Here is a 10,881-nt window from a genome sequence, read left to right on the forward strand (position 1 = left end):
CCTGAGCACCGGCTACTACGTCCGGCCGACCGTGCTGGCCGACGTGACGCCGGAGATGACGGTGGCCCAGGAGGAGATCTTCGGCCCGGTGCTCTCGGTCATCGCCTACCGCGACGAGGAGCACGCGCTGGAGATCGCCAACGGCACCGAGTACGGCCTGGCCGGCGGTGTCTGGGCGGCCGACGAGGAGAGCGCGGTGGCGTTCGCCCGGCGGCTGGACACCGGCCAGGTGGACATCAACGGCGGCCGGTTCAACCCGCTGGCGCCGTTCGGCGGGTACAAGGCCTCGGGGATCGGGCGGGAGCTGGGCCGGGCCGGCCTGGAGGAGTTCCTGCAGACCAAGTCGCTGCAGTTCTGAGCCGCCCCGCGGGGCCGGCCGGCCCCGCGGTTCCGACCACCCCGCACGCTCCGACGACATCGAGGATCACCATGGTTCGCGCTGCCCTGCTCACCGCCGTGGGCGCCCCGCTGGAACTGACCGAGATCGAGGTGCCGCAGCCCGGCCCGGGCCGGGTCCGGGTGAAGCTGGCCGCGGCCGGCGTCTGCCACTCCGACCTGTCGCTGGCCAACGGCGTGCTGCGCACCGCCACCCCGGTGGTGCTGGGCCACGAGGGCGCCGGCACCGTGACCGCCGTCGGCGAGGGCGTGACCGCCGTCCGGGTCGGCGACCCGGTGGTGCTCAACTGGGCCCCGGCCTGCGGCGCCTGCCACCTGTGCGGGCTCGGCGAGCCGTGGCTGTGCGAGCGCGCGGCGCAGGGCTACGGCGAGACCTTCGCGGCGCTGGCGGACGGCACCGGGGTCTACCCGGGCCTGGGCGTGGCCGCGTTCGCCGAGGAGACCGTGGTGGCCGAGCGGGCGCTGATCCCGGTGCCGGCCGGGGTGCCGCTGACCTCGGCCGCGCTGCTGGGCTGCGCGGTGCTCACCGGCTACGGCGCGGTGCACAACGCCGCCCGGGTGCGGGCCGGCGAGTCCGTGGTGGTCTACGGGCTCGGCGGGGTCGGCCTGGCCGTGCTGCAGGCGGCCCGGATCGCCGGGGCCGGGCCGATCGTCGCGGTGGACGTCACGCCGGAGAAGGAGGAGCTGGCCCGCCGGCACGGGGCGACCGACTTCCTGCTCGCGGACGGGGAGACCGCCCGCGCGGTGCGCAAGCTCACCGAGGGGCACGGCGCCGACCACGCCTTCGAGTGCGTGGGCCGGGGCAGCACGATCCGGGCCGCCTGGAGCACCACCCGGCGCGGCGGGCGGACCACGGTGGTGGGGATCGGCGGCAAGGACGACCTGGTCTCGTTCTCCGCCCTGGAGCTGTTCCACTTCGCCCGCACCCTGTCGGCCTGCGTCTACGGCAACAGCGACCCGGCGAAGGACGTGCCGCTGCTGGCCGAGCACGTGCGTGCCGGTCGGCTGGACCTGGAGGCGCTGATCACCGACCGGATCACCCTGGACGAGATCCCGGCCGCCTTCGAGCGGATGGCCGCCGGGCACGGCGGGCGCTCGCTGGTGGTGTTCTGACGGTCCGCCGGCGGGTGTCCGTTCGGGCAGCCGGGGTGGGTCGAAGGGGCGAGCGGGGGTGCCTGCGGCGCGGGTCCCCGGGGCCTGGGCGGCCGGTGCCGGCTCGGTCAGACTGCTGACCCGAGGCGGCGTCTCCGCTGCGATCCCCCCCTCGGAGGCGTGCGCCGGACGCGGCCCTGCGGCACCCCGAGGGGTGGCCGGGGCCGCGTTTCCCGCCAACGTCAGCAGCGGTGCGGCCCGCCGCACCGTGCCGGAGAGGACCGCCCGGTGAGTGCCAGTCAGACCCCGACGCCGAAGGAGCGCGAGTGCACCGAGTGCGGTGCGCCCGTCGAGTCGGGCCGGAAGTTCTGTGACGCCTGCGGGGCGTTCCTGAGCTGGGCGGGGGAGGAGCCGGCCGCGGCGCAGCCCCCGGCCGAGCCGGCGACCGGGCCCGCCGCGGAGCCCGCCCCGCCCGCCGAGCCGGCCGCCCCGGCGCCCGCCGCCGAAGCCGCCGCCGCCGCGGTTCCCACCAAGGACCCGGACACCGCCGAGATCCCGGTGGTCGAGGTGCTCAGGACGGAGCGGGCGCACGCCCTGCTGGTCCCGGTCCCCGAGCACGTCGAGCAGCCCGCGGGCGCCGCCGCCGCGGTGCTGCCCGGCCGCCCGCAGGAGAGCGGGCCCCGGGTCCGCGCGGTGGTGGACGAGCAGGTGCTGGACGGCATCACCTGCCGCTGGTGCGACACCGTCAACCCGCACGAGCGGCACTTCTGCCGCCGCTGCGCCGCCGCCTTCGCCGAGCCGGAGGCCGCCGCCGCCCGCCGCCCCTGGTGGCGCCGGCTGCTGGACTTCCGCGGCCGGGAGGCGCCCTGGGCCGGCCAGCGGCCCCGGCTGCGGCGCGGCCCGTGGGCGCTGGTGCGCCGGGTCCTGGTCGTCGTGGTGGTGGTCGCGGTGCTGGTGGCCGTGGTGGTCTGGTCGGGCCCGGCCACCGAGGCGGTCACCGACCACTTCGCCAAGCGGGTGCCGGTCGACCCGGTGACCATGACCGCCTCGCACTCCTACGACGGGCACGGCCCCGAGCTGACCATCGACAAGATCTCCAACTCCTGGTGGGGCAACGGCTACGGCGGCGACCCGCAGAACACCTGGCTGGAGGCGGCCTTCGCGCAGCCGGAGCACCTGCTCAACGTGCTGATCACTCCCGGTGTCTCGGCCGAGCCGGACAAGCAGCTGGCCGAGGCCCGCCCGCACGCGGTGGACCTGGTGGCCACCACGGCCGACGGCCGGACCAGCACCACCCACCTGGAGCTGGCCGCCGACGGGGCGCAGAGCTTCGACCTGCGGCTGGACAAGGTGGTCAAGGTCCGGCTGAACATCCTCAGCGCCTACGGCACCGGTCCGGACAAGCAGGTCGCCGTCGCGGAGGTGGAGTTCTTCGGCACGAAGCCGGGCGGCAACTGAATGTGACGCTTGACACCTGCGCAGTCACGAACCTCCGGGCGAGCTCTCCCCGTAGAGCCCGGTAGGGGAACGGCGCCTGCCCACCGGCGGGCGCCCACGCAGGAAGGTCCCGGCGGCCCGCGACGGCTGCCCGAACGGCCCGCGCGGCCGGGGACCCTCAGGGGAGAGAAGGCAGAGCATGATCTCGAAGCGCATCGCCGTCCGGGTGCAGGCCGAGGATCCGATCTCGCAGTCGGGCGTGGTCGCCCAGTTGCGCACCAGGCCCGAACTGCGGCTGCTGGAGGCCGCGGAGATCGGGCAGGCCGATGTCGTCCTGCTGGTCGCGGACGGCCTGGACCAGCGCACCGCCACCCAACTGCGGGCACTGCGCCGCACGGTGGCGGCCGCGCTGGTGCTGGTGGTGTCCACCCTGGACGACACCGCGATGGCCACGGCCGTGGAGTGCGGGGTGGTCGGCCTGCTGCGCCGGTCGGAGGCCACCGCCGACCAGTTGGTCCGGGTGCTGGGCTCCGCCGTGCGCGGCGAGGGAGCGATCCCACCGGACCTGCTGGGCCGGCTGCTGGAGCAGATGGGCAAGTTGCAGCGCCAGGTGCTGGACCCGCGCGGACTCAACTTCTCGGGCCTGCACCAGCGCGAGATCGAGGTGCTGCGGCTGATCTCCGAGGGCCACGACACCCGGGAGATCGCCGCCAAGCTGGCGTTCTCCGAACGGACCGTCAAGAACGTGCTGCACGACGTCACCTCGCGGCTGCAGCTGCGCAACCGGGCGCATGCGGTGGCCTACGCGATGCGCCAGGGCCTGATCTGACGCACCGGCGGTTGCCCGTTCAGGCAGCCGGCGCTGCCCCCGCGAGCGTCCGCCCGCCCGTGCGCGCGGGGCGGCGCCCGGGCCAGGCTGGCCGGCGGACGTCGGAACGGGAACGAACAGGTGAGGGGGCGCTACCCCGTGATCCACGAGGTCGACCACGCGCTGCAGGGGCTGCTCGACGAGGAGGTACTGGCCGGGACCGGGATCGAGGTGGCCTTCGAGGCGCCCACCCGGGACTGGGTGGCGCGGCGCAACGCCCCCACCGTCAACCTCTTCCTCTACGACGTGCGGGAGGACCTGACCCGCCGCCAGCAGGGCTGGCAGCGCAAGCCCGGCGAGCCGGGCGAGCCCGGGGTGGAGTACGAGGCGGCCCGCTGGTACCGGCTCTGCTACCTGGTCAGCGCCTGGACCAAGCGGCCGCAGGACGAGCACCGGCTGCTCTCGGTGCTGCTGGCCGGGCTGCTGCCGCACCAGGCGCTGGGCCCGGAGCGGCTGACCGGGAGCCTGGCCGAGGTCGGCGCCGCGCTGCCCTGCTCGGTCGGCGCCCCGCCGGCCGAGAACCGCTCCTCGGCCGACCTGTGGTCGGCGCTCGGCGGTGACCTCAAGCCCTCGCTGGAGCTGGTGGTCACCGCGCCGATCCAGCCGCTGAGCCGGACCACCGCGCCGCTGGTGACCGATGCGCTGCTGCTCAGCGTGCAGGACCGGGACCGCGGCGAACCCGAGGTGCGCCGCCCGCGGTTCGAGGACGAGCCGGAGCGGCAGAGCGTGCCGGGCGCCGGCGCGGTCGGCATGCGCCGACTGCGCGGCGAGGCGGCCAGGTCGGCGCGGCCCGGGCAGATCGGGCAGTGAGCGGGGTGGACGGCGAGCTGACCGCCCGCCTCGCGCTGGTCGAGCAGCGGGTCCGCGCGGTGGTGGCGGCCCGGCAGGCGGTGGACCCGAAGCCGGACGACGCCTTCCGCGGCCTCTACCTCTCGCCCGAGGAGGCCGACCGGCTGCTGGCCGGGGCACCGCCGGAGCCGCCGCCGGCGGCCGAGCCGGCCGACCCCGAGCCGGGCGGCGCGCTCGACCGGCTGGCCCGGGAGTTCGAGTTGGCGCCGGTCGACCTGGACCTGCTGCTGATCGCGCTGCTGCCGGACCTGGAGCCGCGCTACGAACAGCTCTACGGCTACCTCAACGACGACGTCTCGCGCCGCCGGGCCTGCGCCGCGCTGGCGCTGGAACTGCTCGGCGCACCCGCCCGGGTGGGCGCGCCGCAGGCCGCGCTGCGCGCCCGGCTGGCCCCGGGCGGGCCGCTGGTGGCCGGCGGGCTGCTGCTGGTCGAGGAGCCCGAGCGGCCGTTCCTCACCCGCCCGCTGCGGGTGCCCGACGAGGTGGCGGCCCACCTGCTCGGCACCGGCGCACCGGACCCGGCGCTGGCCGCGCTGACGGTCCGCCCCGCCCGGCTGCCCGGCCCGGCCGCCGAGGCGCTGACGGCGGCGCTGCGCCAGGGCGTCCGGCTGGTCCACCTGCGCGAGCCGGTGGGCGGCTCGGCCCTGGCCCTGGCGGCCACCGCGCTGGCGGCGGCCGACCGCCCGGCGCTCTGCCTGGACCTGGCCGCGCTCGCCGCCGAACCGCACCCCGAGCTGCTGCTGCCGCGCCTGGCCCGGGCCGCCCGGCTGACCGGCGGCGCCCTGGTGATCGGGCCGCTGGAGGCACTGGACGCGGCCGGACAGGGCGAGCGGAGCCGGCTGCTGCGCCGGCTGGCCGCGCTGCCGGTGCCGGTGCTGTTCACCGGCACCGGCACCTGGGACCCGCTGTGGGCCGAGGAGAGCCCGCTGCTGGTGACCGCCCCGCCGCTCGCGGTGGCGGACCGGGTCGGCCTGTTCCGCGAGGCGCTCGGCCCCGCCGAGCCGGTCGCCGAGCTGGCCGAGCTGCTCTCGCCGTACCAGCTGACCCCGGATCAGCTGCGCCGGGCGGCCCGCGCGGCGGCCCGGCAGGCGCAGCTGGCGGGCGGTCCGGTCGGCCCGGCCGAGGTGCGCACCGGTGTGCGGGCGCAGAACGCGGCGGGCCTGGAACGGCTGGCCCGTCGGGTGGAGCCGGCGGTCGGCTGGGCCGACCTGGTGCTGCCGCCGGGGACCGCCCGGCAGCTGGGCGAGCTGGCGCTGCGCGCCCGGCACCGGGACCGGGTGCTGGGCGAGTGGCGGATGCGGCCGGGCGGCGGGCGCGGACGGGGCGTGATGGCCCTGTTCGCGGGCGACTCGGGCACCGGCAAGACCATGTCCGCCGAGGTGGTCGCCGCCGACCTGGGCGTGGACCTGTACGTGGTGGACCTGTCCACGGTGGTGGACAAGTACGTCGGCGAGACCGAGAAGAACCTGGAGCGGATCTTCACCGAGGCGGCCGGGATCAACGGGATCCTGCTCTTCGACGAGGCCGACGCGGTCTTCGGCAAGCGCTCGGAGGTCAAGGACGCGCACGACCGCTACGCCAACATGGAGAGCGCCTACCTGCTGCAGCGGATGGAGTCGTTCGACGGGATCGCCATCCTGACCACCAACCTGCGGGCCAACCTGGACGAGGCGTTCACCCGCCGGCTGGACATCATCGTGGACTTCCCGGTGCCCGACCTGGCCGGGCGCCGCGCCCTGTGGGACCGCTGCCTGGGCGCCGCCGTGCCCCGCGCCGACGGGCTCGACCTGGACCTGGCCGCCCGCTTCGACCTGGCCGGCGGCTCGATCCGCGCCTGCACCGTGACCGCCGGCTACCGGGCCGCCGCCGCGGGCCGCCCGGTGGACACCGGCGACCTGATGACCGCCGTGCGCGGCGAGTACCGCAAGCTCGGCCGGCTGGTGCTGGCGAGCGAGTTCGGCGAGTGGGCCGCGGAGCGGGCCGACTGACCCGTCGGGAGGCCCCGCCGGGGGTGCCCGAACGGGCAGCGGCCCCTGCCCCCGGTCGGTGACGGGCGGTCATGGTCACCCGGGCCGGGAACCGGAAGGCTTTCGGTGGACCGGAGTTGTTGAGTGAAGGAGTGCCAGAGGATGGCTTCGTACCTGTCTCCCGGGGTGTACGTGGAGGAGGTCGCCAGCGGCCCCCGCCCGATCGAGGGCGTGGGCACCTCGGTGGCCGCGTTCGTCGGCTTCGCCGAGAAGGGGCCGTTCCACACGCCCACCCTGGTGACCAGCTGGACCCAGTACGTCCAGGAGTTCGGCTCCTTCACCGAGGGCGCCTACCTGGCCCACTCGGTGTACGGCTACTTCGCCAACGGCGGCGGCATCGCGTACGTGGTGCGGGTCGGGGCCGAGGTGGGCGAGGCGGCCAAGGCCAAGCCCGGTGCGGCGAAGGCGAAGCAGCTGCCGGTCGGCGAGGCCGTGGCGCTGGGTGCCTTCAAGGTGGCCGCGCTGGCCGGTGTCGAGGGCGAGCTGAGCGTGGAGGTGGCCGACGCGGAGGGCGAGAACCCCGCCGAGGACCGCTTCAAGCTGGTGGTCAAGCAGGGCGGCAAGGCCGTGGAGACGTTCGACGTCTCGGCCAAGAAGAGCGCCCGCAACTACGCGGTGACCCAGGTCAAGGAGCGCTCGGCGCTGATCCAGCTGGAGGAGGCCGCGGCCGCCGCCGGCGCGCTGTCCCGCCCGCAGAAGCAGACCGTCACCCTCGCGGTGCCGGCCGCCTCGGCCGAGGTGGTCCCGGCCGGGATCTCGGCCGCCGAGTACGTCGGCGACGCGGACGCCCGCACCGGCTTCGCCGGCCTGGAGGCGATCGACGAGATCACCATGCTGGCGGTGCCGGACCTGATGGCCGCCTACCAGCAGGGCCAGATCGACGCCGAGGGCGTCAAGGCCGTGCAGAGCGCGATGATCACGCACTGCGAGCTGATGGGCGACCGGATCGCCGTGCTGGACCCGCTGCCGGAGATGACGCCGCGCCAGATCCGCGAGTGGCGGCTGGAGGGCGCCGGCTACGACTCCAAGTACGCCGCGCTGTACTACCCGTGGATCAAGGTCTTCGACCAGGCGAGCGGGCAGAACAAGTTCGTCCCGCCGAGCGGCCACATGCTGGGCGTGTGGGCCCGCAACGACGCCGAGCGCGGCGTGCACAAGGCGCCGGCCAACGAGGTGGTGCGCGGCGCGATCGACCTGCAGACCAACGTCTCCAAGGGCGAGCAGGACCTGCTCAACCCGATCGGGGTCAACTGCATCCGGGCCTTCCCCGGCCGCGGCATCCGGATCTGGGGCGCGCGCACCCTGTCCTCGGACCCGGCCTGGCGGTACATCAGCGTCCGACGGCTCTTCAACTACCTCGAGGAGTCGATCCTGCTGGGCACCCAGTGGACCGTCTTCGAGCCCAACGACGAGCTGCTCTGGCTCTCGATCCGGCGCGACATCACCGCGTTCCTCACCGAGGAGTGGCGGCGCGGCGCGCTGTTCGGGGCCACCGCCCAGCAGTCGTTCTACGTGAAGTGCGACGCGGAGACCAACCCGCCCTCCTCGGTCGACCTCGGCCAGGTGGTCTGCGAGATCGGCATCTGCCCGGTCAAGCCCGCCGAGTTCGTCGTGTTCCGGCTGTCCCAGTTCTCGGACAGCACCAGCCTGGTGCTCGAGTAGCCGACCGGGTCCGGCCACGTCCCCAGGACCGCGCGGTCGCCCGGACCGCGCGGTCTCCCGAACGCAGAGAAAGGTGGTAGTCCGAGATGGCGGACTCCGCTGCGGGCAACGCGCTCGCCACACACCTGTTCACCGTCCAGCTCGGCGCCTACATGGTGGAGACCCTGCAGGAGGTGAGCGGGCTCTCCTTCGAGCTCGACTCGATCGACCACTACGAGGTCACCCAGACCGGCCAGCTGCTGGTGCGCAAGCTCGCGGGTGCCCGCAAGGGCGGCGAGGTGACCATCACGCGCGGCATCAGCAAGAGCGAGAAGTTCACCGAGTGGCTCAAGAAGTCGATGATCGACGGTGCGGTCACCACGGCCCGGCAGAACTGCACCATCACGGTCAACGACTCCGAGGGCAAGGTCGTCCGCAAGATCGAGCTGCAGCGCGCCTGGGTGAAGAAGTGGGAGGGCCCGAACCTCAAGGCGGGCAGCTCCGAGGCGGCGCTGGAGAAGGTCACCGTGGTCTTCGAGGATGTCGTCCTGTCGTGAGGCGTCGTACGGTCGGGGCCGGCGCGGTCGGCCCCGGAGAGCAGGAGGAGTACGGCTCGGGCGAGTTCGCCCCGTCCGAGCCGGCGGTGGCCTCCGCGCCCGCCCCCGCACCGGTGGCCCAGCCGCTGCGCACCGAGTTCGAGTTCGAGCTGCCGCGCGGCTACGTGGACCCGGCCGGCGCGGTGCACCGGCGCGGCTCGATGCGGCTGGCCACCGCGCGGGACGAGCTGATGCCGTTGATCGACCTGCGGGTGAAGAACAACCCGGCCTACCTGACCGTGGTGCTGCTCGGCACCGTGATCACCCGGCTGGGCACCGTGGTCAACCCGGGGCCGGACGTGGTGGAGGAGCTGTTCGCCTCCGACCTGGCGTTCCTGCAGGACTTCTACCGGCGGATCAACGCGGAGGGCCACACCCGGGCCGCGGTGACCTGCCCGTCCTGCAGCACGCCGTTCGAGGTCGACCTCGCGGGCGGGCGCCTGGGGGAATCGTGACGTACGCGGCCGACCGCCTGTACGAGGAGGCCGCGTACATCGCCTACCACTTCCACTGGGGGCAGGACCAGATCCTCGACCTGACCCACGCGGACCGGATCCGCTGGGTCCAGGAGATCGCGCGGATCAACACCCGCATCAATGACGGTTGACCGGGGCGGCGAGGGCTGAGCGGGCGGGAGTCAGGACACGAGAGACGAGGAGTGGGCGCACCATGGCACTGCGGGACCGGCTGGGACTGGGGCGGCGGAACGAGGGCACGGCGGCTGCCGCGCCGCAGGCCGCCGCGGACGGTGCCGGTGTCGTCGGCACCGCCGCAGGCCGGGCCGGTGACCCCGCGGGCGGTGCGCCGGTGCGGCGGGCCGACTGGCAGGCGCTGCCGCCGATCAGCCGGGCGACCGGCGGTGCGCCCGGGGCGGCCGACCTGGCCGACCCGGGGCGCTTCATCTCCTCGCTGACGACCCGTCAGAATCCTTCGTTCACCGGGCCGCTGGGCCATGCGGTGAGCTCCGCCGCGCCCGCCGGGGTGCTGCACGGGGTGCTCCGGCCGGTGGCCGGGGTGCCGGTGCAGCGGGCCGCCGCCGGTGCGGCGGAGCTGAGTTACGTGCGCCCGCTGGACGAGGCACCGGCCGGGGAGCCGGCGGTCGGGGGTGCCCCGGGCGGGGAGACGCCCGCCCGGGGGGCGTCGGCCGGCGGCGCGCTGCCGCGGTTGGCGGTACCGCGCCCGGCAGTGCCCGCGCGGGCCGGTGCGGTGCAGCGGGCCGCCGTCGGCGGGCTGACCAAGGCGGCCCCGGTGGTCGGGCCGGCGCCACCGCTGCCCGCGCTGCCGTTGTCGACGCCCCGGACGGCGTCCGCGTCCGCGCAGACGGCGACCGCGGCGTCGGGCTCCGTGCTCCCGGGCTCCGTGCTTCCGGACTCCGTGCCGCCGACCTCGGCGCCGGCGCAGGTGCGGGCGACCGTCGGCGAGCGCGCGGCCGCCGTCGAATCCCCGGCCACCGCGGCCACCACGGCCACCACGGCCGCGGTGCAGCGCGCCGCGCTGCCGGACGCCGGCGAGCTGCGCCTGGCCAAGGCGGCGCCGGAGGCGACCGCGGCGGGCCGGACCGGGCTGGCCGCGCCGCTGGACGGCGGGCTGCCCGCGACCGCGGCCCCGGTGCAGCGGACGGCAGATGCGGTGCAGCGGACTGCGGCCCCCGGGCCCACGGGTGCGGGTGCGGCCGGTCCGGTGGTGCAGCGCGCCGACCGGGCGCCCGGTGCGACCCGGGCCGCGGAGTCGGCGGAGCCCGCCCGCGCGGCGCAGGCCGGACCGCCGGCGAAGCCCGGGCCCGTGGTGGACGGTTCGGCCGTGGTGCAGCGGCAGCGGCGGTCCGGGCTGGGCGAGCCGCTCGCGGAGCTGCCCGCCTCGGCGGTCGCGCCGCTGCTGGGCGACCGGGCCGGCGCCGCGCCGCAGCCCGGCGGGCCGACGGTGTCCGGTGCCCCGGCATCCGGTGCCGCGCGGGCCGCCGCGCCTGCCGGTGCCG

The 10,881-nt window shown here is 75.8% G+C and carries 10 protein-coding genes and 1 pseudogene; all 11 read left to right on the forward strand.

Annotated elements, in window-relative coordinates; all coding sequences use genetic code 11:
• Positions 1-358, forward strand: a 358-nt coding sequence (locus ACFW1A_RS32565; protein WP_380415312.1) for an aldehyde dehydrogenase family protein, incomplete at its 5' end; no start/stop codon positions are given.
• 71 nt (positions 359-429) lie between these two features.
• Complete coding sequence (locus ACFW1A_RS32570; protein ID WP_380415314.1) at positions 430-1,509, forward strand: Zn-dependent alcohol dehydrogenase; 1,080 nt, start codon at positions 430-432, stop codon at positions 1,507-1,509.
• 267 nt (positions 1,510-1,776) lie between these two features.
• A complete protein-coding gene (locus ACFW1A_RS32575) occupies positions 1,777-2,946 on the forward strand; it encodes a zinc ribbon domain-containing protein (protein ID WP_380415316.1) in 1,170 nt (389 codons plus the stop codon).
• A 178-nt stretch (positions 2,947-3,124) separates the two neighbouring features.
• Complete coding sequence (locus tag ACFW1A_RS32580; protein ID WP_380415318.1) at positions 3,125-3,754, forward strand: response regulator transcription factor; 630 nt, start codon at positions 3,125-3,127, stop codon at positions 3,752-3,754.
• Between the two features lie 138 nt (positions 3,755-3,892).
• Positions 3,893-4,603, forward strand: coding sequence for a DUF4255 domain-containing protein (locus ACFW1A_RS32585; RefSeq protein WP_380415320.1), 711 nt, complete (start codon positions 3,893-3,895; stop codon positions 4,601-4,603).
• A complete protein-coding gene (locus ACFW1A_RS32590) occupies positions 4,600-6,630 on the forward strand; it encodes an ATP-binding protein (RefSeq protein WP_380415322.1) in 2,031 nt (676 codons plus the stop codon). The genes ACFW1A_RS32585 and ACFW1A_RS32590 overlap by 4 nt, the downstream gene beginning before the upstream one ends.
• Before the next feature lie 141 nt (positions 6,631-6,771).
• Positions 6,772-8,331 carry a phage tail sheath family protein gene (locus ACFW1A_RS32595; protein WP_380415326.1) on the forward strand — a complete coding sequence of 520 codons (1,560 nt, stop codon included), beginning with the start codon at positions 6,772-6,774 and terminating at the stop codon, positions 8,329-8,331.
• An 86-nt stretch (positions 8,332-8,417) separates the two neighbouring features.
• Positions 8,418-8,867: a phage tail protein gene (locus tag ACFW1A_RS32600; protein ID WP_380415328.1), complete on the forward strand. Its 450-nt coding sequence runs from the start codon at positions 8,418-8,420 to the stop codon at positions 8,865-8,867.
• Positions 8,864-9,361 (forward strand): hypothetical protein, encoded by a 498-nt coding sequence (locus ACFW1A_RS32605; protein WP_380415330.1) that lies wholly within the window; start codon positions 8,864-8,866, stop codon positions 9,359-9,361. The genes ACFW1A_RS32600 and ACFW1A_RS32605 overlap by 4 nt, the downstream gene beginning before the upstream one ends.
• Complete coding sequence (locus tag ACFW1A_RS32610) at positions 9,358-9,513, forward strand: DUF6760 family protein (RefSeq protein WP_380415333.1); 156 nt, start codon at positions 9,358-9,360, stop codon at positions 9,511-9,513. The genes ACFW1A_RS32605 and ACFW1A_RS32610 overlap by 4 nt, the downstream gene beginning before the upstream one ends.
• A gap of 62 nt (positions 9,514-9,575) precedes the next feature.
• Positions 9,576-10,881 (forward strand): annotated as a pseudogene (locus ACFW1A_RS32615) (hypothetical protein); the annotation flags it as partial.

Source organism: Kitasatospora sp. NPDC058965 (assembly GCF_042741245.1).
Taxonomy (GTDB): domain Bacteria; phylum Actinomycetota; class Actinomycetes; order Streptomycetales; family Streptomycetaceae; genus Kitasatospora.